The sequence below is a fragment of the Minwuia sp. genome, from assembly GCF_048007105.1.
In the GTDB taxonomy this organism is placed as follows: domain Bacteria; phylum Pseudomonadota; class Alphaproteobacteria; order Minwuiales; family Minwuiaceae; genus Minwuia.
The window spans coordinates 2,869,693-2,889,400 of the sequence record NZ_CP180352.1; the positions used below are offsets into that span (position 1 = coordinate 2,869,693).

Genomic DNA, 19,708 nt, shown 5'->3' on the forward strand with positions numbered 1-19,708 from the left:
CGGTCAGTCTACCTCACCAGATGCCGAACCTGTACCCCCGTTCCCATGCCTTGCCGGTCGAATTGCGGATGATGTCGTCAGTCTGTCCGACCCGCGATTTCCGTTCTGACATCCATTGCATCAGGCGGAGTTCCATATCGTCGCAGACCGAGGCGTGGCCACTGTCGCCGCCCAGATCCTGCTGCTCCAGCGGGTCGCTTGCCAGATCGTAGAGCTCCGGCCGGAAGCGGGCGTGGTGTACGTACTTCCACCGCGGAGTCCGCACCATCCAGGACCTGGTCTCGCCCGGCTCCAGACCCAGTGTCAGGCGGGCGTGTCTGAGCGAGTAATCGTGCTCGGCGAAGACGGCGTCCCGCCAGCCGTCGGGTCCGTGCCCGCGGATGTAGGGGGCGAGAGACCGGCCCTCCAGCCGCTGCCAGGCAGGTTCGCCGCCCATCAACTCGATCAGGGTCGGGATCAGGTCGATAGCCTCCACCATGTCCTCGACGACCATGCCGCGCGAGACATCGGCCTCGGGCGAGGGATCGGTCACGATCAGCGGGATGCGCAGCGCCTCCTCGAAATAGAGCTCCTTCTCCCCCAGGCCGTGGTCGCCGAGATAGTCGCCATGGTCGCTCGTGAAGACGATCACGGTGTCGTCGAGCAGCCCGCGCCGGTCCAGGAAATCGATCATCCGCGCCAGGTGATCATCGATCTGCTCGATCAGGCCCATATAGGCCGGGATCACGGTGTCGCGGCATTCGTCGCGGCGGAACTCGATCGATTCCGGGTGCTGGCGGAAAGCGTCGACGACCGGATGGGCCTCGCCCTCGCCCTCACCGCGATTGCCCGGCAGGACGTCGGTCCTCGCGTATTTCCGGTGGTAGGGATCGGGCGCGACATAGGGCCAGTGCGGCTTGATGTAGGAGAGATGGAGGCACCAGGGCGTGTCGCCGGCAGCCATGATGAAATCCATCGCGCGCCGCGTCATGTAGGCGGTCTCGCTGTCTTCCTCGGCGGCCACGGTCGGGAAGACGGCGTTGCGCATCAGCCAGCCGGAATTGTCCGCGCTGTCCTCTCGGCGGACCGAGTTCGCCGCCTCGTGCCAGAGGTTCACGCCCTGATAGCCCCGGGAGCGGAGATAGGCCTCGTATTGCGTATCGGGCACGTAGGGCGCCAGCCGCTGCAGCCCGTCGTCGCGGTCCCAGGGTTCGAAACCGAGTTCGGCGGCCAGCAGACCGGGGCCCGCCGCGGGGTCGAGGCCCAGCCGCTGCAGCCCGGCGAGGTCGGGTTTCATGTGCGTCTTGCCCGCCAGTGCGGTCCTGAGACCCAGCGGTCGCATGTAGTCGCCAAGGCCCCATTCGTCGGCGCGATGGGGATAGTTGTTGTAGGTCGCGCCGTGGCTCATGACGTAGCGGCCGGTATAGAACGACGCCCGCGACGGGCCGCAGACCGCGCCCTGCACGAAGGTGTTGGCGAACCGCACGCCGCGTCTGGCCAGGGCGTCGATGGTGGGCGTCCGGATCGTCGGATGTCCGGTGCACCCCAGAAAGTCGAACCGGAGCTGGTCCGCCATCACGAACAGGATGTTCCGCGCCGCCATCTTGTTTCCCCCCTGCGCCTCCCTGTCAGCATATCGCGCCTGCCCGACAGGCTGCGAAAAAATCCGGCCTTGCACCTTGAAACATTCTTGGGAATGTTATTTATATTCGCAGGAATGTTTATGGGAGCGAGAGATGATCTCCAGACGCAGGTTCATTCGGGTGATTGGCGGCGCGGGCGCGGCCGGGGTGCTGGTCGCCGGCGGCGGCTTCTGGGCGGGTACGCGCGGGGCGATGCCGGAAAGCGCAGTGGCGCCGTGGCGCGACCCTGGCGCTGGTCTGGACGACCCGCGGCTGAAGGCGGCGGCACACGCGATGCTCGCGCCGAACCCGCACAACATCCAGCCGTGGCAGATCCGGCTGCAAGGCGACGACGCGCTGACCCTCCACGTCGATCTGGCGCGCACCCTGCCGCACACCGATCCGCCGGGCCGGCAGATCCTGATCGGGCAGGGGACGTTCCTGGAACTCTACCGCATGGCGGCGGCCGAGTTGGGCTACCGGGCCGAGATGGACCTGCTGCCCGACGGCCCTTTCCCGCCGAACCGCCTCGATGGCCGGGCGGTGGCGCGGATCCGGCTGGTGCGGGATGCCTCGGCGCAGAAGGATCCTCTGTTCCGCTTCGCCGGTCAGCGCCGCAGCATCAAGGAACCATTCGACACGGCCCGTCCGGTCGCGCCCTCGGATCTGGAGGCGCTGAAGAGCGCGACGCGGAACGAGGCGATCCTGAGCACCACGGCGAATCCGCAGCGGGTCCAGACCTTCCGCGATCTGACCCAGCAGGCGCTGGTACTGGAAATCGAGACGCCGCGGACGCTGAAGGAGAGCATCGACCTGATGCGGATCGGTCCGGCCGAGGTGGCGGCCAACCCCGACGGTATCGACCTGCTCGGCCCGATCATGTGGTGGGGGCCACGGCTCGGGATCGTCAGCAGGGAAGACATCGCCACGCCGGGCACCCAGTCCTTCCAGGTCGGCCTCGACATGGCGAGCGACCAGGCCCAGACCGCGATGGCCCATGCCTGGCTGGTGACCCGCGACAACAGCCGGCTCAGCCAGCTGAAGGCCGGCATGGACTATCTCAGGCTGAACCTGAAGGCGGCGGAGCTTGGTGTGGCGATGCACCCCATGAGCCAGTTGCTGCAGGAATATCAGGAGATGACGGACCTGCAGGCAAAGGCTGTCGCCGCCATGGGCGTCGAAGCGCCGGCGCATCCGCAGATGCTGGTCCGGCTGGGCCACGCCGAACGGCCGGGGCCGAGCCCGCGCCGGCCCGTGGATGCTATCATCGCCGCGTGACCCATTCAGATCCCAACAGCTTTCGCGATGACAGCCTGAGCGAGCGTCAGCGGCTCCAGTGGGAGTTGCTGACCAGCTTCGGCATCATCACGCAACTGTTCGAGGACCGGGCGCGGCGGGTACTCCCAGCAGACCTGCCGCGCCCGCTCTTCTCGATCCTCAACCATTTCGTCCGGCTGGGCGGCGACAGGACCGTCACCGATCTGGCGCGCGCCTTCCAGACGCCGCAGCCTGGCATGACCAAATCCGTCCAGAAGCTGCTCGACCGGGGTTATCTGCGCGTCGAGGGGGATCCGGAGGACGCCCGCCGCAAGCGGCTCTTCATCACCGACGAGGGTGCGGCAGCGCACCGGAAGGCGCTGATGGGCCTCGGACCGGATGCCGAACTGGTCTTCGGTTCCTGGTCGACCGAGGAGCTTGCCGAGTTGCAGAAGCCGATCTTCCGCCTGCGCCGCTGGCTCGACGAGAACCGCGAGACACGAGCCGATGCCGGACCCGACGCCAAATCGTGATCGGTCTTGGCGTTGCCCCGGCGAGGTTCCGGCCCCATCCTGAACAGGGCGTGGAATTCCGGAGGACAGCATGATGAAGCGCCTCGCCATCCTTACCATTCTTGCCGCGGTGGTTGCCGCCGCCGGTGCCGCCTCGGCCAAGCCCTACAAGAAGGCGACCAACGTGCCGTTCGCCGTGAAGCTTGAATGGGCCTCGCAGCACCAGTTGATCAACGCCTTGCAGCTCAGCTGCCGGATCAGCGACCACGAGGGCCGAATGGTCGGCCGTGGTGTCTTCGAGACGCGCCTGGATCCGGCATTCCTGTCGCGGCGCGGCGCGGTCGAGGCCGTGATGCCTGCGGTCGTTCAGGAGGGCGCGGACCCGGAACTCGGCTTCAAGTGCTCGTGCCGGGCCCGGTTCGATACCCGCAGCATCTTCTTCCGCTCCGGCGTTGGCGATTTCGGGCAGCTGCCCTGGATGTTCGCCCGCCCGCGCAGTTTCGCCGAAACCAGCTGCGCGCCGCTGCCGATGACACCGAAGGAATCCTGATGACCTGATCCGGCCCGGCCGCTAGCCTCCCCGCCGGAGACGGAGGGGACCATGGCTGACGAGACGGAAGTGCGTTACGAGACGGGTGCGCCGGTGCCCGGCTGGACGGGCGCCGAACCGGTCTCCCGCGATCCGATGCAGGGCCGGTATTGTACCCTTGAATTGATGGATCCCGAGCGGCACGGCGACGACCTGTTTGCTGTGTTCCAGCGGGGCGACGATGTCCGGGACTGGCTTTATCTGCCCTACGGCCCGTTCGGCACACACGCCGATTTCGACGCCTGGATCGGCAAGTTCAGCGGCCTGGACGATCCTCTCTTCTTCGCCATCCGCGAAGGCGCGGGCGGCCGCACGGTCGGTGTGGCGTCCTATCTGAACATCGGGCAGGCGATGGGTACGATCGAGGTCGGCCATATCCACTTCTCGCCGGCGATCCAGCGCTCGCCCGTCGCGACCGAGGCGATGTATCTGATGATGCGGCGCGCCTTCGAGAGCGGCTACAGGCGCTACGAATGGAAGTGCGATTCCTGCAATCTGCGCTCGCGCCGAGCCGCGCAGCGGTTCGGTTTCTCGTGGGAGGGCCTCTTCCGCCAGCACTACGTCGTGAAGGGCCGCAACCGCGACACGGCGTGGTTCGCCTGCATCGATGGTGAGTGGCCGGCGCTGAAGGCCGCCTACGAGACCTGGCTGGAGCCTGACAATTTTGATGCGAAAGGCCGGCAGCGGCAAAGCCTGAGCGAACTCACCGCGCCAATTGTCCGACGCGAACCCTGACCGGTTCGGCAATCTGAACATTTGAGGCGCAAGCCAGGGGAGAGGGAAATGGCTGAGAAACTCGGTCTGGAGCAGGCCCGGATCATCGTCGACGCGATGCTCGAGGAGGCCGCGAAACAGGGGCTCAAATTTGCCGTCTCGGTGGTCGATGCGGGCGGCGATCTGATTCACATGTCGCGCATGGACGGCGCCTCGGCGCTGAACGCGCGCATGAGCTACAACAAGGCCTACACGTCGACGAAGTGGCAGCGCGACACGAAGCGGATCAAGGACCGCCTGTTCGACAATGCGCTCGGCGACGAACGGCGCGACATCACCTGGTTCGGCGATCCGCTCTACACCCCTGTCTGGGGCGGCATCGTGCTCCGGTCATCCGACGGGACGATGCTCGGCGCGCTTGGCGAGAGCGGCGGGACCTACCAGCAGGACGAGGAGATCGGTCAGCTGGGCAAGAAGGTGTTCGAGGCGCTCTGAGGCCCCCGCGCGGGGCAGGGGCCTCGGATCGGCGGAAGGCTGGACCTATTCGTCGAAGAACAGGAACGCGCGGACCTCGATGCTTTCCCGTGCTGGCGCGTCGGCGGGCGTGCCGGGGTGGTCGAAGGCGGTGTGCGGCGTGAAGCGCGCGCGCCCGTCCGTCTCGGAGTCGTAGCTCTTCAGCAGCAGCACCTCGTCCGCGGTCATGTCCGGGAAATACGTCCAGCGGTGACCGGGCTTGTGGGCGAACTCGTAGATCTCGCCGACGCGGTCGTCATAGACGAGGTCGGTTGCGATCAGGTCCTCGAAGGCGATCGATGTCGCTTCAGCAACTGCCAGCGGTGCGCGCTGAACGGTTCCGGCGATGGAGCGCCAGACGTTGATTTCGGAGACGCGGCGGCTCAGCAGGTCATCAGCCTCCTCGGGCGCCAGGTCGCGGACGCGCTGCGGACCGGACTTGACCGTGTAGTCGACATGGGCGCGCCGGACGGGCAGGCGTTGACCCAGCGCCGCGCTGCGGTCGCCGTCGTCGATGCGGATGGTGTGGTCGAAGATGATCACGCGGCTGGCGCCGGTCTCCCGCTTCAGCAGGGCCTCGACCTCCGGATAGTAGACCTGCTCGACTTCCGCATTATCGAAGAAGTCCTTCACCGCGGTCGGCGCTTCACGGAGCGCGATGCCGTGCTCTTCCAGATTGATATCGTCCTGATGCGGCCAGCCGTTGTGGATCTTCACAGTGGTCGGCATGTCCGGGTGCGAACGGCGGTAGGCGCCGCTGCCCATCGGCGGAATGAAGACCTGGTGACGTCGGCCGTCCTCGGGCGTGTAGACCACGTCGGCCTCGACGAAATCCTCGGCGACGGGCGCGCGGGTCTCCCGGACCTCGGCAGTATTCAACATAGACCTGCTCCATCGTGAATGCGTTGCTGGCTCAGAAGATTGCGCCTCGACCCGACGTTTTCCAGCGAGGAGTTCTCGCGCATTGAGATAGAAAAACTGTCTCTACTGGACCCGGGTGCGGAGCCAGTCGGTGACGTATTCCATCGCCAGCACGATGACGAAGATGGCCAGGATGATTGCCGCCGCGTTCTGGTACTGGAACAGGTCGAAGGCGACCTTCAACTCCTGACCGATCCCGCCGGCGCCGACCAGGCCCAGCACGACCGACGAACGGACGGCCTTCTCCAGCGCGAAGAGCGAGGTGTTGATCATCGAGGGCAGGGCGTCCGGCAGGATCGCACCGCTCAGGATCGAGAGCCGGTTGGCGCCGATGGCCGACAGGGCCTGTTGCGGTTCCTTCTCGGCATCCTCCATCGCTTCGGCGAAGAATCGTCCGCAGAAGCCAATGGTGTCGACGATGATGGTCATGGTCCCGGCGACCGCGCCCAGGCCGACCGCCGAAACGAACAGCAGCGCCCAGACGAGGTCCGGGATGGTCCGGAACAGCGAGACCAGCGCCTTCATCAGGAAGGCGAACGGTCCGAGCGGTGAGATGCCCCGCGCCGCGCCCCAGGCGATCGGCAGGCTCAACAGGATACCGATGGCCGTGCCGACCAGGGCGATCTGGAAGGTCTCGACCATCGTCCAGGAGATCCGGCTGAGGAACTCGGCCTCGGTATTGGGCGGCAGCATCCTGCCGATCAGATTGCCCATGCGCGGCAGCCCGTCGGACAGCCGCTCGACCGACGGGGCGACATCGCCGAGCGAGGCGACGATCAGGGCCGCGACCGCCACCAGCAGGGTGAAACTGACCGGTGAGATGCGCTCGACGCGGCGGGGGGTGGCACGGTCAGCCATCGAAGAACCGGGCGAGATCGGCGGCCTGGACGATGTCCGCCGTGACGTTGAGCGCGATCACGCCATCCTTCAAACCGACGATGCGGTCGGCGTAGGAGACCGCGTGTTCCATGTCATGGGTGGTGAACAGCAGGGTCAGGTTCCGCTCGTCGACCAGGCGCGTGAACAGCGCCATGATGTCCCGGCCAGCCGCCGGGTCCAGGCTGGCAGCGGGCTCGTCGGCAATCAGCAGTTTCGGCGTCCGCGCCAGCCCCCTTGCGATCGCGACGCGCTGCTGCTGGCCGCCGGACAACTGGTCGGCTCGGGCTCTGGCGCGGTCGGCAAGCCCGACAGCATCCAGCGCCTCCATGGCCTGTTCCCGCCAGGCGTGCGGCGCGGTCATCTGGCTGAAGCCGCGCCAGCTGCCGGGTTCGCCCAGCATGCCTTGTACGACGTTCGAGAGCACGGAGCGGCGGCGGACCAGACAGTGGTTCTGGAAGACGAATCCGGTCTGACGCCGCAGCCGGGCCCGCTGCGCCGCCCGCAGGGTATCGCCGAAGCGTTCGCCGAGGGCGAGGATCTCGCCGCCCGATACGGGGGTCAGCCCGATGAGGCAACGCAGCAGCGTGGACTTGCCCGACCCGTTCGCGCCGATCAGCGCAACCCGCTGTCCTGCAGGCACGTCGAGGGTGACGCCGTCCAGAACAGGTTGGCCGCTCCGGTAGCTCTTGGCGAGACGGGTGCAGGCGAGAAGGGCGCCGCCGCACGGGACGGCGGCCCCAATCGCGTTGACGTCAATTGCCGACAAAATTGCCGAAGGTCTCGACGCCGATGGTGCGGTACATGTCGCGCACATAGTCGTAGTTGGCGTCCTTCACCTTGCTCAGGAAGAAGCCGCCTTCGTACTTCTTGTTGTCGTCGCCCTTCAGGACGGCCGCCATCAGCTTCTTGCCGTCATTCACGAAGGCGTCGCGGACTTTGGCGACCACGTCGTCGGACACGCCCTTCCGGGCGAGGAGAATGTCGTTCGGCAGGTCGCGGCCGCGGGCGACCACGGTGAAGGACTGATCCGGGAAGGCGGCCCGGATCCGGGACAGATGGCTGCGGTTCATGCCGACGGCCTGGACGTCGCCGCGGATCAGTGCCTCGACGGCGACATTGCGGGAAATGATCCTGGCCGTGTAGTCCGTGCCCATCTTCAGACCCATGTCGGCCAGCACCTGGGCCGGGCCGAGATGCTGCGAGGTCGAACCGACGGAACCGAAGGTCACCGTCTGGCCTTTCAGATCCTGGACCGAGCCGATCGGGCCGTCGGTCAACACGACGATCTGCGCGTAGTATTCGGGCCGCTGCCAGGCGACCACGATCTGCGGATCGGTCAGTTGCTTGATGACGACGTATTCGGCCGGGCCGGTCAGCACGAAGTCGACCTGCTCCGCCTTCATGGCCTCGACGGCGGCGGTGCGCGAGCTTACCGGGAAGAGCTCGATGTCGAGGCCCGTGGCCTCTTCCAGCGCCGAATCGAATGCGTCGAACTCCTGCTGCAGCGCTTCCAGCCCCTCGATGTCGGTGACGGCCATCCGGACCGTCTCGGCGGCGGCCGGCATTGCAAAGGCAAGTGCCAGCGCCGCAATCATTGCGCGAAACATTCCCTGTTCTCCCTGTCCCACGGATGTCACAAAGCCCTGTAAAAAGGCCCTTTCTCATAGGCCGCTCGCGTGACAGCGCGGTGACAGACGAAGACGTGGGAGACAGGATTTGGCGGACTGGGTCATTCGGGGCGGACGCGTGCTGATGGGTGGCGAGATCGTGCGGACAAGCGTCACGGTCGATGGCTGCCGGATTGCCGATGAAGGCAAGGCGTCCCGCCATATCGATGCCGAGGGTCTGCTGGTGCTTCCCGGGATCGTCGATATTCACGGCGACGGTTTCGAGCGGCAAATCATGCCGCGGCAGGGCGTCGGCTTCGGTCTGCCGCTCGCGCTGGTCGAGACCGACCGGCAGTTGATCGCCAACGGCATCACCACGGCCTTCCATGGTCTGACCGTTTCATGGGAGCCGGGTCTGCGCAGCATCGAGAACGCGCAAGCCTTCGTCGATGCGCTGCAGGCGACGCGGCCCTTGCTGGCCTGCGACACGCGGCTTCATCTCCGCTGGGAAACCTTCGCGCTCGACGCAGTTGACCTGGTTGCCGGGTGGTTCGATCTGGAGCCGCCGCCTATCCTGGCCTTCAACGATCACACCACATTGACGGTGCAGGCGCTCCGTCCCGGCAACAAGCTGGAACAGTGGGCGTCGCGGGCCGGCGTCACCTCGGACGCCTATGTCGAACTCGTCAACGACGTCTGGTCGCGGCGGGAGGAAGTGCCGGCCGCCATCTCGAAGCTGGCCGAACGGGCGCGGGAGAAGGGGCTGGTGCTGCTGGCCCACGATGAACGGTCGCCGGCGGAGCGGGAACAGTTCCGCGCCATGGGCGCCATCACCTCGGAATTTCCCATGACGCCCGAGACGGCCGCCGCCGCCCGCGAAGCCGGCGAGCACACGGTTCTCGGCGCGCCCAACGTGCTTCGCGGCGGCAGCCACACGGGTGCGCTGAACGCAGCGGATTCGGTGGGCGAGGGGCTCTGTACGGTGCTCGCGTCGGACTATTTCTATCCCGCCCAGCTTCAGGCGGCGTTCCGGCTGGCCGCCGAAGGAGTCGCCTCGCTGGAAGCGGCCTGGCCGTTGGTTTCCGCAAACGCTGCTGCGGCGGCGGGTCTCCCCGACCGCGGGGTCATCGAGCCTGGAAAGCGGGCCGACCTGATCCTGGTCGATGACAGCGACCCGGCTCTGCCGCGGGTCAGGGCGGTTTTCGTCGCGGGGCGAAAGGTCTACGAGGCGGCCTGAGTCAGTTCGCCGGCGTCATCCGGTAGAGCGACCTGTCGCCGACGGAAAGGAACCAGATCGATCCGTCGGGCGCCTCGCGGATGTCGCGGATGCGGTTGTAGTCGCCTTCGAACAGCTGCTCTTCGCCCGTGATCCGGTCGTCGTCGCGGTCGAGCCGGCTGATCAGGTCGAACTTCAGCGAGCCGACGAAGATGTCGCCCTGCCATTCGGGAAACAGCTTGCCGGAATAGATCGTCATGCCCGACGGCGCGATCGACGGATCCCAGTAGTGCTTCGGCTGCTCCATGCCCGGCGCCTCGGTGCCGACGCCGATCTTGCCGCCTGAATAATGCGTGCCGTAGGAGATGATGGGCCAGCCGTAGTTCAGCCCGGCCTGCGGTTGGTTGATCTCGTCGCCGCCCCGGGCGCCATGCGCGACGGTCCAGATGCGTCCTTTCTCGTCCAGCGCAGCGCCCTGCGGGTTACGGTGGCCCATCGACCAGATCTCCGGCAGCAGCGGGCCGTTCGCGAACGGATTGTCGGACGGTATCGAGCCATCGCGGTTGACCCGGATCAGCTTGCCGTTGTGCGCGTTCGGGTCCTGCGCCCGCTGGGCGTCGCCGCGGTCACCGACGGTCAGGAACAGCTTGCCGTCATCGGCCTCGACCACCCGGCCGCCGAAATGGGCATTGGAACTCGTCGCATCCTTGAGCTGGAAGATGACGCGGAAATTCTCGAGGCTGTTGCCGTCGTCCGACAGCCTGGCGATGGCGAGCGCGGTGCGCTTCAGACTTGAGGTCTCGGGCCTGGCATAGGTCAGGAACAGTTCCCTTGTGGTCCCGAAATCGCGGGCGGGCACGACGTCGAAGAAGCCACCCTGACCGGCGTTCGATACCTCCGGAACGCCGGCCACCTCGGTACGCCGGTCCGTGCCGGGGGTGATGCGCAGCAGCTTGCCGTTGTCCCGCTCCGTCACCAGCACGTCCCCGTCCGGCAGGAACGCGAAGGACCAGGGGTAGCTCAGCCCGTCCGCCATCTTCTCCACACTGACCTTGCCGGCGGACGTATCGTGGAAATCTTCGGCGGAAGCGGGAAGAGCGGCCAGCCAGCAGGCGGCGGCCGCAGCAACGGCGGTCAGGTGGCGCATGGATTCGGTCCTCGGCGTCTGAAGGCGTTCCGGGGGATATGGGTGTGGAAACGCGCGGCGTCAGCCCCCACCTCGGATTGACATCGTTAACGTCATTGTAATGCTGCCTGTGCGACCTAGCGGATTGCACGGGCAAGGATCGGAGACATGCCGCTTCAGAGTATTGTGGGCCGGCTTGGCGAGGCCAAGTTCTTCGACGCGCTCGTGGCTTCGACGGAATCCATTGTGGTGGTGACCGATGCGTCGGGCCGGATCGCAATGGTCAACGATGCTTTCGAAAACCGGTTGGGATATTCGGGGCGCGACGTGATCGGACGGCCCATATGGGCGTTCCGTGCGCTCGACGATATCGCGGCGGCGCGGGAAAACTTCAACAGCGCCCGCGGTCCGCAGGTGATGCGCCGGGAGCCGTCCCTGTGGCGGCGCAAGGACGGCGGCGACCTGCTGCTGGCCTGGTCGATCCAGATCCTGCACGACGATGACGGGAACGAGGTTGCTCGGATCGGCACCGCAATCGACCTGACCGAGGCCCGCCAGGCCGAGGGCCGGGCAAGGGCCGCGGAGCGGCGTCAACGCATCTTCGAACAGATCACCGCCAACCTGACCGAGCCGCTCTTCTTCATCGAACCGGACGGCACCATCGCCTTCGCGAGCGATGCCGTGCGCCGGGTCTACGGCTACGAGCCGCACGAACTTGTCGGCCGTTCCTCGGCGATCCTGCGGCCGGACGACCGGGTCGAGATCATGGCCGAGCATCTTGAAAAGATGCGCGAGACAGGCAAGGCGCGGAAGATCGAGACCGAGGCGATCCACAAGGACGGACACCGGATTCCGGTGGAGCTGCGCACGGCGCCGGTCTTCGACGAGAATGGCGAGTATGCCGGCGTTTCCGCGGTCGTCTATGACATGAAGGACCGCTACGAGACCGAGCAGGAACTGCGTCGGCTGGCGGGCACCGATCCGCTGACGGGGGTCTCGAACCGGCTGGGCTTCACGACCTTCGCCGAGCGCGAGGTGAAGCGGGCCCGCCGCTATCAGCACGATCTCTCGGTGATCGTCGCGGACATCGATCATTTCAAGGCGGTGAACGACACCTACGGCCATGCGGCCGGGGACGCGGCCCTGGTGCGTTTCGCCGATGTGATGGGCTGGTCCCTGCGGCGTCCCGTCGATCATCTTGCGCGCACAGGCGGCGAGGAATTCGTCGCCATCCTGCCCGAGACCGGCGCCAAGGGCAGTCTGACCGCCGCGGAGCGGATCCGCGCCTCGGTCGAAATGAATATCGTCCGCTACGGCGATACGGAGTTCAGGCTGACGGCGAGTTTCGGCGTCAGCAGCTGGCAGCCCGACGAGGAAGATCTCGGCGCCGCTGTCGATCGTGCCGACGAGGCGCTCTACGAAGCCAAGAACAGCGGCCGGAACCGTGTTGTCTATATGGGGCCGGAAGGTCAGATGCTGCGGCGCATGGCGGGCTGAGCCGCGCGGTCCGGGCCGGATTTTCCGCAACCGCGAAACCCGGCCCTTGCTTTCTTCGGCGGTCCGGCGTATGTCCCGCCGCGATCACACACGCGGGTCTGGGACGACGGGCCGAAATCCCCTTCGTCCATTCCGGTGTCCGGCGCGACCGGACCGATGCACCCGCGGAGGCGAAACCGGAACAACAGGAGCATACAGGCCATGGCATTGCCTGATTTCTCGATGCGTCAGCTTTTGGAAGCCGGCGTTCACTTCGGCCACCAGACCCAGCGTTGGAACCCCCGCATGTCGCCGTACATCTTCGGCCAGCGGAACGGTGTCCATGTCATCGACCTGTCGCAGACCGCGCCGCTGATGCATCAGGCGCTGAAGGTCACCCGCGACATCGTCGCCGGCGGTGGCCGTGTGCTTTTCGTCGGCACCAAGCGCCAGGCCTCGCAGTCGGTCGCCGACGCGGCCGGCCGCTGCGCCCAGTTCTACGTCAACCACCGCTGGCTCGGCGGCACGCTGACCAACTGGAAGACCGTGTCCAACTCGATCCGCCGTCTGCGCGATCTCGAGGAACTGCTGGTGCAGTCGGAGACCGGTCTGACCAAGAAGGAATTGCTGCAGTTGACCCGCGAGCGCGACAAGCTCGACCGTTCGCTCGGCGGCATCAAGGAAATGGGCGGCCTGCCGGACGTCATGATCGTCATCGACACCGGCAAGGAGAAGATCGCCGTGGCCGAGGCCCGCAAGCTGGGCATTCCGGTCGTCGGCATCTGCGACACCAACGCCGACCCGACCCACATCGATTTCCCGATCCCGGCGAATGACGACGCGCTGCGGGCGATCAATCTCTACTGCGAACTGTTCAGTCAGGCTGTGCTGGACGGTATCCAGGCGGAAATGGGCGCCAGCGATCAGGACATCGGCGAGCTTGAAGAGCCGATGATCGACGTGCCCTCCGAGGAGGAGATCGCAGCGGCCGAGGAAGAGGCGCCTGCGGCGGAGGAGCAGGCTGCTCCGGCCGAAGAGCCGACCGAGACTGCCGAGCCGGCCGAGACCGCGGCCAAGGACTGATCGAGGAACCGGCGGGTCGCCGACCCGCCGATCTACTGGACCCGGATAACCGAAAGAGGCTGATCATGGCTCAGATCACTGCTGCGCTGGTCAAGGAACTGCGCGAGAAGACCGGCGGCGGAATGATGGACTGCAAGAAGGCCTTGCAGGAGAACGACGGCGACCTGGAGGCTGCGGTCGACTGGCTGCGCAAGAAGGGCCTTGCTGCCGCCGCGAAGAAGGCCGGCCGCACGGCTGCCGAAGGCCTGGTCGGCGTTGCCGCCGCCGACGGCAAGGGCGCCATTCTGGAGCTCAACTCCGAAACCGACTTCGTTGCCCGCAACGACAAGTTCCAGAAGCTGGTTGCCGATATCACGGCGATCGCCCTGGAGAAGGACGGCAATCTCGACGCCGTCAAGGCCGCGCCCTATCCGGGTTCGGACCGCGACGTCGAGGGCGAACTGACCAATGCCATCGCCACCATCGGCGAGAACATGTCGCTGCGCCGCGCCGCTGCCATGACCGTGTCCGACGGCGTGGTCGCCACCTACATCCACAATGCGGTGTCCGACGGTCTCGGCAAGATGGGCGTTCTGGTGGCGCTGGAATCGACCGGCGACAAGGCGAAGCTGGAAGAGCTGGGCAAGCAGCTGGCGATGCATGTCGCTGCCGCCAACCCGCAGTCGGTCTCGCCGGACGATCTGGATCAGGAGATTGTCGAGCGCGAGCGCAACGTGCTGCGCGAGCAGGCGCTGGCCTCCGGCAAGCCCGCCGAGATCGTCGAGAAGATGATCGAGGGCCGTATCCGCAAGTTCTTCCAGGAAGTCGTGCTGCTGGAGCAGACCTTCGTCATCGACGGCGAGACCGTGGTGAAGAAGGCCGTGAAGAACGCCGAAAGCGGCGTCGGCGCGCCGATTGCCGTCAAGGGCTTCATCCGCTTCGCCCTGGGCGAGGGGATCGAGCGCGAGGAGCAGGACTTCGCTGCCGAGGTGGCCGCCGCCACCTCCGGCTGATATCGGACGGAGATACCGAGCCATGGACGACCGTCCCGCCTGGAACAGGGTGCTTCTGAAGTGTTCCGGCGAAGCCCTGATGGGCGACGGCGCCTTCGGTATCGACTTCAAGACGCTTGAGCGGATCGCCGGTGACATCGCCGAGGTCCGCGCGCTTGGCGTTCAGGTCGCCGTCGTCGTTGGCGGCGGCAACCTGTTCCGCGGCGTGAAGACGGCGGCCAGCGGCATGGACCGCGCCAGCGCCGACCAGATGGGCATGCTGGCGACCGTGATGAACGGACTGGCGCTGGCGGACGCGCTGCAGCGCGGCGGCGCGCCGGCGGTCTGCATGTCGGCGATCCCGATGACGTCGGTCTGCCCGACCTACACACGTCGCGACGCCGTCGCCGCGCTGGAAACCGGGCAGGTCATGATTTCCTCCGGCGGCACCGGCAATCCGTTTTTCACGACCGACACAGCGGCGGCGCTCAGAGCAGCCGAACTTGGATGCGACCTGCTGGCCAAGGGCACGCAGGTCGACGGCGTCTATTCGGCCGATCCGAAGACGAATCCCGACGCGGTTCGGCTGGAGACCATCAGCCATTCGGACGCCCTGGCGCGCGGAATCAGCGTCATGGACACCGCGGCCATCGCCCTGACGCAGGAAAACCGCATTCCTGTCATGGTTTTCGATCTTCATCGGAAAGGCGGCTTTGCCGCGGCATTGACGGGCAGGGGCCGGTCGTCAACCATCACCGTCGGCTGACCGGCAGCGGCGGCAACAGAACGAGAGCGACTGGGAGGGACAGGATGGCCGAGGAACTGGATCTCGACGATATCGAACGCCGCATGAACGGCGCCGTCGACGCCCTGCGCAAGGAGCTTTCCGGCCTCCGGACCGGCCGCGCCTCCGCCAGCATGCTGGATACGGTGCACGTCAATGTCTATGGCACCGAGATGCCCCTGAATCAGATCGCGACCGTCAGCGTGCCCGAAGCGCGCCTGATCTCGGTGCAGGTCTGGGACAGCAACAACACCTCGGCCGCCGAGAAGGCGATCCGCAATTCCGGCCTTGGCCTCAACCCCGCCGCCGAAGGCAGCCTGATCCGGGTTCCCATTCCGGACCTGACCGAGGAGCGCCGCCGCGACTACACCAAGGTTGCCGGCCAGTATGCCGAGAGCGCGCGCGTCGCGGTCCGCAACATCCGCCGTCACGCCATGGACGAGCTGAAGAAGCAGGAAAAGGACGGCGACATCAGCCAGGACGATCACCGCCTCTACAGCGACGAGGTCCAGGAGGTCACGGACCGCACGATCAAGTTGGTCGACGAGATCGTCGAACAGAAGCAGCAGGAGATCATGCAGGTCTGATGGCGAACCCCGAACCCCAGTTCGGCGGCGCGCCCGTCCCACGCCATGTTGCCATCATCATGGACGGCAACCGCCGCTGGGCGCGCGGGCGCAACCTGCCGCGCCTGGAAGGGCATCGGCGCGGCGCCGAAGCGGTCCGCAACACCGTGCGTGCGGCCGCCGAAATGGGGATCGAGTATCTGACGCTGTTCGCCTTCTCCTCGGAGAACTGGAGCCGACCGCAGCAGGAAGTCCGGGACCTGATGGGTCTGCTCAGGCTCTATCTGCGGCGGGAACTCGCCGAACTCCACGCCAACGGTGTCCGCGTCCGCATCATCGGGGAGCGGGACGAACTCGATCCCGACATCTGCGGCCTGATCGAGCGGGCCGAAGAGACCACCCGCAACAACGGCCGCGTGACCCTGATCATCGCACTCAACTACGGCGGCCAGGCCGAGATCGCCCGGGCCGCGCGGGAATTGGCGCAACGGGTCGCGCGCGGCGAGCTGAAGGTCGAGGATATCGACGAAGCCGCGGTCTGGTCCTGCCTCTACGCACCGGACGTGCCGGAGCCGGAACTGCTGATCCGCACCAGCGGCGAGCAGCGGCTGAGCAATTTCATGCTCTGGCAGACGGCCTATACCGAGTTCGTGTTCGATGACGTGCTCTGGCCCGACTTCGACCGTGCCGCGCTGGAGCGCGCCGTCGCGACCTATTGCGGCCGGGAGCGCCGCTTCGGCGGACAGGTTGGCTGACCGCGAGCCGCGCCGACAGGTCATCGTCAGCCGTGTCTTCTCGGCCGTTGTTCTCGCTTCGGCGGCGCTGGTGGCGACACTGGCGGGCGGTCTGGCCTATCTGGCGCTGATCCTCGTCTTCGCTGCTCTGGTTCACTGGGAACTCCACAGGATCACCCGCGCACCGGCCATGCCCTGGTCCTTCGGCGTGCTTGCGGTGTGCTGGGCCGTCGCCGTGCTGGCCTGGTACGGTGAGGTCAACACCGCCTGGGCAGTCATTCCGGTGGCGATGGCGGTCGCGCTGATGACGGTCATCTGGCGCGGCGGCTCGCCGGGCTGGGCCATCGCCGGCAGCTTCTACGTCGCCTTGCCCTGCGCCGCGCTGGGGGCAATCCGTCTGCCAGGCGCCGAGCCGGTGATCTGGCTGTTTGTCGTGGTCTGGGCGACCGATACAGGGGCCTATCTCGTTGGCCGGAAGGTCGGCGGCCCGAAGCTGTGGCTACGTGTCAGTCCCGGCAAGACCTGGTCCGGCGCTGTCGGCGGTCTGGTCATCGGCACTGCTTCCGGTGTCGGGCTCATGGCCTGGATCGGCGCGACGCCGCCGGGTGCCGGGCTGGTCCTCCTCTCGGCAGTGCTGTCCGTTGCCGCCCAGCTTGGCGACCTGCTCGAGTCAGCCGGCAAACGGGCATTCAATGTAAAGGATTCGGGGAGTATCATTCCCGGTCATGGCGGCGTCATGGACCGGCTGGACAGCGTCATTGGCGCAGCCGTCGTTCTGTTTATGCTGCAGTCTTTTGCGGGAGTATCGATTTGAGGCCGAAACGGTGAGCGGAATGCCTGCCATGGACGGTGCCGCGCTGGCGCCCTCGGCCCGCAAGGGCGTCACGGTACTGGGTGCGACGGGATCGATCGGGCTCAGCACACTCGATCTCGTTTCGCGCCATCCCGACCGGTTCCGCGTTGACACGCTGACGGCCAACAGCAACGTCGCTGAACTGGCGCGTCTGGCAGTCGATCATGGCGCTGCACTGGCCGTGGTGGCCGATCCGGACCGCTACCGGGACCTGAAGGACGCCTTGTCGGGCACAGGTGTTCGCGCTGCCGCCGGGCCGGAAGCGCTGGTCGAGGCCGCTCAGGGCGACAGCGAGTTCGTGATGGCCGGGATCGTCGGCTCCGCCGGACTGGCGCCGACGCTGGCCGCGGTCCGCCGCGGCGCCGATGTCGGGCTGGCGAACAAGGAATGTCTCGTCTGCGCCGGGGACATCGTGATGGCCGAAGTCGCGCGGGCCGGCGGCAAGCTGCTGCCGGTCGATTCCGAACACAATGCAATCTTCCAGGTCTTCGAGACCGAGCGCGCGGCACAGGTCGAACGCATCATACTGACCGCGTCGGGCGGGCCGTTCCGCACCTGGACACGCGAGGCGATGGGTGAGGCGACGCCCGAGGCGGCCGTGGCGCATCCCAACTGGTCGATGGGCGCCAAGATCTCGGTCGATTCCGCGACCATGATGAACAAGGGCCTCGAGATGATCGAGGCCTTCCACCTGTTCCCGGTCGAGCCGGCGCAGATTGACGTGCTGGTGCACCCGCAGTCTGTCATTCATTCGATGGTCGAGTATGTCGACGGCTCCACCCTGGCGCAGCTGGGCAGCCCGGACATGCGGACGCCGATCGCCAGCTGTCTGGCCTGGCCGGAGCGCATTCATGCGCCCTCGCCGAAGCTGGATCTGGCGGCGCTCGGACAATTGACCTTCGAGCGGCCCGACTTCGAACGCTTCCCCGCACTGCGTCTGGCGCGCTACTGCCTGGAAAGCGGCAGCGAGGCGGCGACCGTGCTCAATGCCGCGAACGAGATCGCCGTCGCAGCCTTCCTCGACCGTCGGCTCGGTTTCCTGCAGATCGCGGAAACCGTCGAACGCGCCTTGGAAACGGTGGGCCGGCAGACCACATCGACCCTGGACGAGGTCGTCGCGCTGGACGCCGAGGCCCGCCGCGTCGCCCGCGCTATCATCGAAAAGGCTGGACACTGAACATGATCGACATGCTGGTGACCTGGGTGCTGCCGTTTCTCGGTGTGCTGACCGTTCTGGTTTTCGTCCACGAGATGGGCCACTACCTCGTCGCGCGGTGGTGCGGGGTGAAGGTTGACGCGTTCTCGATCGGCTTCGGGCCCGAGATCTTCGGCTGGAACGCGCGGTCCGGCACGCGCTGGAAGGTGTCGTGGCTCCCCTTCGGCGGCTATGTGAAGTTCGCCGGCGATCAGAATGCGGCGAGTGCGCCGGACGTTGCGGCCATCGATGCGGACGATCCCGACATCTTCCACAACAAGCCGCTCTGGCAGCGCGCGGCTGTCGTCTTCGCCGGCCCGGCAGCAAATTTCCTCTTTGCAATCGTGATCTTCGCGGCTCTTTTTGTCACATTGGGTCAGCCGCACACTCCGGCCCGGGTCGGCGAGGTGCTGCCTGACACGCCGGCCGCCACCGCGGGTCTCCAGCCCGGCGATCTGATTGTCGAGGCGGGCGGCGAAAGCGTCGACGGCTTCGACGACCTGCGCCGCATCGTGGCGATCAATCTCGACCGCGAACTCGATCTGGTGCTGGAGCGCGACGGCCGCACGGTCGTCGTCCAGTTGCGTCCGGATGTTGTGGAGGTCGATGACGGCTTCTGCCGCACCAGCCGAATCGGGCGTGTCGGCGTGAAATCGGCCGCCGGTGGCGAATTCATCGAGATGGGGCCGCTGACGGCGGTCGCCGCAGCCGTGGAGCGGGTCTGGGATACGGTTACCGCGACCCTGAAGGCGCTCGGCGACATGATCATCGGGGAGCGGTCGGTGTCCGAGCTGCGCGGGCCCGCCGGAATCGCTCATCTGGCCGGCGAGGTGGCGCAGTTCGGTATTGTGTCCCTCGTCAATTTCGCCGCATTCATTTCCATAAGCCTCGGGCTGATCAACCTGTTTCCCATCCCGATGCTGGACGGCGGGCATCTATTGTTCTATGCCGTCGAAGCAATTCGTGGTCGGCCGCTGGGCGAGGCGACCCAGGAGATCGGATACAGGATCGGCTTGGGACTGGTCGTCGCTCTCATGGTCGTCGCCACGGTGAACGATTTTGATCAGTTCGGGCTCGTCGAATTCATTGGCGGCCTGTTCTCCTGACCGGC

General features: G+C 66.4%; 21 protein-coding genes. 15 read left to right on the forward strand and 6 right to left on the reverse strand.

Annotated elements, in window-relative coordinates:
• Window positions 1-13: 13 nt before the first annotated feature.
• The gene (locus ACMVY4_RS13900) at window positions 14-1,582 is read right to left on the reverse strand and encodes a sulfatase-like hydrolase/transferase (protein ID WP_416896619.1); all 1,569 of its coding nucleotides are present in this window, start codon (window positions 1,580-1,582) and stop codon (window positions 14-16) included.
• Between the two features lie 133 nt (window positions 1,583-1,715).
• Between ACMVY4_RS13900 and ACMVY4_RS13905 the strand changes: the two genes are divergently transcribed.
• The 5 genes from ACMVY4_RS13905 (at window position 1,716) to ACMVY4_RS13925 (ending at window position 5,168) form a co-directional block, all read left to right on the forward strand.
• Window positions 1,716-2,879, forward strand: a complete 1,164-nt coding sequence (locus ACMVY4_RS13905) for an Acg family FMN-binding oxidoreductase (protein ID WP_416896620.1) — start codon at window positions 1,716-1,718, stop codon at window positions 2,877-2,879.
• Complete coding sequence (locus ACMVY4_RS13910; RefSeq protein WP_416896621.1) at window positions 2,876-3,391, forward strand: MarR family winged helix-turn-helix transcriptional regulator; 516 nt, start codon at window positions 2,876-2,878, stop codon at window positions 3,389-3,391. The genes ACMVY4_RS13905 and ACMVY4_RS13910 overlap by 4 nt, the downstream gene beginning before the upstream one ends.
• A 70-nt stretch (window positions 3,392-3,461) precedes the next feature.
• Entirely contained in the window at window positions 3,462-3,920 is a 459-nt protein-coding gene (locus tag ACMVY4_RS13915; RefSeq protein WP_416896622.1) for a hypothetical protein, read from the forward strand.
• Window positions 3,921-3,971: 51 nt separating this feature from the next.
• The gene (locus ACMVY4_RS13920) at window positions 3,972-4,694 is read left to right on the forward strand and encodes a GNAT family N-acetyltransferase (protein WP_416896623.1); all 723 of its coding nucleotides are present in this window, start codon (window positions 3,972-3,974) and stop codon (window positions 4,692-4,694) included.
• Between the two features lie 48 nt (window positions 4,695-4,742).
• Window positions 4,743-5,168 (forward strand): GlcG/HbpS family heme-binding protein, encoded by a 426-nt coding sequence (locus ACMVY4_RS13925; RefSeq protein ID WP_416896624.1) that lies wholly within the window; start codon window positions 4,743-4,745, stop codon window positions 5,166-5,168.
• Between the two features lie 45 nt (window positions 5,169-5,213).
• Here the strand turns inward: ACMVY4_RS13925 and ACMVY4_RS13930 are convergent, their stop codons facing one another.
• The 4 genes from ACMVY4_RS13930 to ACMVY4_RS13945 form a co-directional block, all read right to left on the reverse strand.
• On the reverse strand, window positions 5,214-6,068 hold the full coding sequence (locus ACMVY4_RS13930; RefSeq protein WP_416896625.1) for a CmcJ/NvfI family oxidoreductase: 855 nt from the start codon (window positions 6,066-6,068) through the stop codon (window positions 5,214-5,216).
• 102 nt (window positions 6,069-6,170) lie between these two features.
• Window positions 6,171-6,965 (reverse strand): phosphonate ABC transporter, permease protein PhnE, encoded by a 795-nt coding sequence (phnE, locus tag ACMVY4_RS13935; RefSeq protein ID WP_416896626.1) that lies wholly within the window; start codon window positions 6,963-6,965, stop codon window positions 6,171-6,173.
• Complete coding sequence (locus ACMVY4_RS13940; protein WP_416896627.1) at window positions 6,958-7,752, reverse strand: phosphonate ABC transporter ATP-binding protein; 795 nt, start codon at window positions 7,750-7,752, stop codon at window positions 6,958-6,960. Before ACMVY4_RS13940 ends, phnE begins: the two co-directional genes overlap by 8 nt.
• The gene (locus ACMVY4_RS13945) at window positions 7,739-8,593 is read right to left on the reverse strand and encodes a PhnD/SsuA/transferrin family substrate-binding protein (RefSeq protein WP_416896628.1); all 855 of its coding nucleotides are present in this window, start codon (window positions 8,591-8,593) and stop codon (window positions 7,739-7,741) included. Before ACMVY4_RS13945 ends, ACMVY4_RS13940 begins: the two co-directional genes overlap by 14 nt.
• Before the next feature lie 109 nt (window positions 8,594-8,702).
• Between ACMVY4_RS13945 and ACMVY4_RS13950 the strand changes: the two genes are divergently transcribed.
• Window positions 8,703-9,830 carry an alpha-D-ribose 1-methylphosphonate 5-triphosphate diphosphatase gene (locus ACMVY4_RS13950; protein ID WP_416896629.1) on the forward strand — a complete coding sequence of 376 codons (1,128 nt, stop codon included), beginning with the start codon at window positions 8,703-8,705 and terminating at the stop codon, window positions 9,828-9,830.
• A 1-nt stretch (window position 9,831) separates the two neighbouring features.
• On the opposite strand, the gene ACMVY4_RS13955 is transcribed toward ACMVY4_RS13950, so the two are convergent.
• Window positions 9,832-10,956 carry a PQQ-dependent sugar dehydrogenase gene (locus ACMVY4_RS13955; RefSeq protein ID WP_416896630.1) on the reverse strand — a complete coding sequence of 375 codons (1,125 nt, stop codon included), beginning with the start codon at window positions 10,954-10,956 and terminating at the stop codon, window positions 9,832-9,834.
• A gap of 147 nt (window positions 10,957-11,103) precedes the next feature.
• On the opposite strand from ACMVY4_RS13955, the gene ACMVY4_RS13960 reads away from it, so the two are divergent.
• From ACMVY4_RS13960 to rseP, 9 genes are all read left to right on the forward strand, one after another.
• Complete coding sequence (locus tag ACMVY4_RS13960) at window positions 11,104-12,432, forward strand: diguanylate cyclase (protein WP_416896631.1); 1,329 nt, start codon at window positions 11,104-11,106, stop codon at window positions 12,430-12,432.
• A gap of 201 nt (window positions 12,433-12,633) precedes the next feature.
• Window positions 12,634-13,494 carry a 30S ribosomal protein S2 gene (gene rpsB / locus ACMVY4_RS13965; protein ID WP_416896632.1) on the forward strand — a complete coding sequence of 287 codons (861 nt, stop codon included), beginning with the start codon at window positions 12,634-12,636 and terminating at the stop codon, window positions 13,492-13,494.
• A gap of 65 nt (window positions 13,495-13,559) precedes the next feature.
• Entirely contained in the window at window positions 13,560-14,486 is a 927-nt protein-coding gene (gene tsf / locus ACMVY4_RS13970) for a translation elongation factor Ts (protein WP_416896633.1), read from the forward strand.
• 22 nt (window positions 14,487-14,508) lie between these two features.
• Window positions 14,509-15,231: a UMP kinase gene (pyrH, locus tag ACMVY4_RS13975; protein ID WP_416896634.1), complete on the forward strand. Its 723-nt coding sequence runs from the start codon at window positions 14,509-14,511 to the stop codon at window positions 15,229-15,231.
• A 44-nt stretch (window positions 15,232-15,275) separates the two neighbouring features.
• Complete coding sequence (gene frr / locus ACMVY4_RS13980; RefSeq protein WP_416896635.1) at window positions 15,276-15,836, forward strand: ribosome recycling factor; 561 nt, start codon at window positions 15,276-15,278, stop codon at window positions 15,834-15,836.
• Window positions 15,836-16,570: an isoprenyl transferase gene (locus ACMVY4_RS13985; protein ID WP_416896636.1), complete on the forward strand. Its 735-nt coding sequence runs from the start codon at window positions 15,836-15,838 to the stop codon at window positions 16,568-16,570. The genes frr and ACMVY4_RS13985 overlap by 1 nt, the downstream gene beginning before the upstream one ends.
• A complete protein-coding gene (locus tag ACMVY4_RS13990) occupies window positions 16,563-17,363 on the forward strand; it encodes a phosphatidate cytidylyltransferase (protein WP_416896637.1) in 801 nt (266 codons plus the stop codon). The genes ACMVY4_RS13985 and ACMVY4_RS13990 overlap by 8 nt, the downstream gene beginning before the upstream one ends.
• Before the next feature lie 19 nt (window positions 17,364-17,382).
• The gene (locus ACMVY4_RS13995) at window positions 17,383-18,579 is read left to right on the forward strand and encodes a 1-deoxy-D-xylulose-5-phosphate reductoisomerase (RefSeq protein ID WP_416900316.1); all 1,197 of its coding nucleotides are present in this window, start codon (window positions 17,383-17,385) and stop codon (window positions 18,577-18,579) included.
• Between the two features lie 2 nt (window positions 18,580-18,581).
• Window positions 18,582-19,703 (forward strand): RIP metalloprotease RseP, encoded by a 1,122-nt coding sequence (gene rseP / locus ACMVY4_RS14000; protein ID WP_416896638.1) that lies wholly within the window; start codon window positions 18,582-18,584, stop codon window positions 19,701-19,703.
• Window positions 19,704-19,708: the final 5 nt, after the last annotated feature.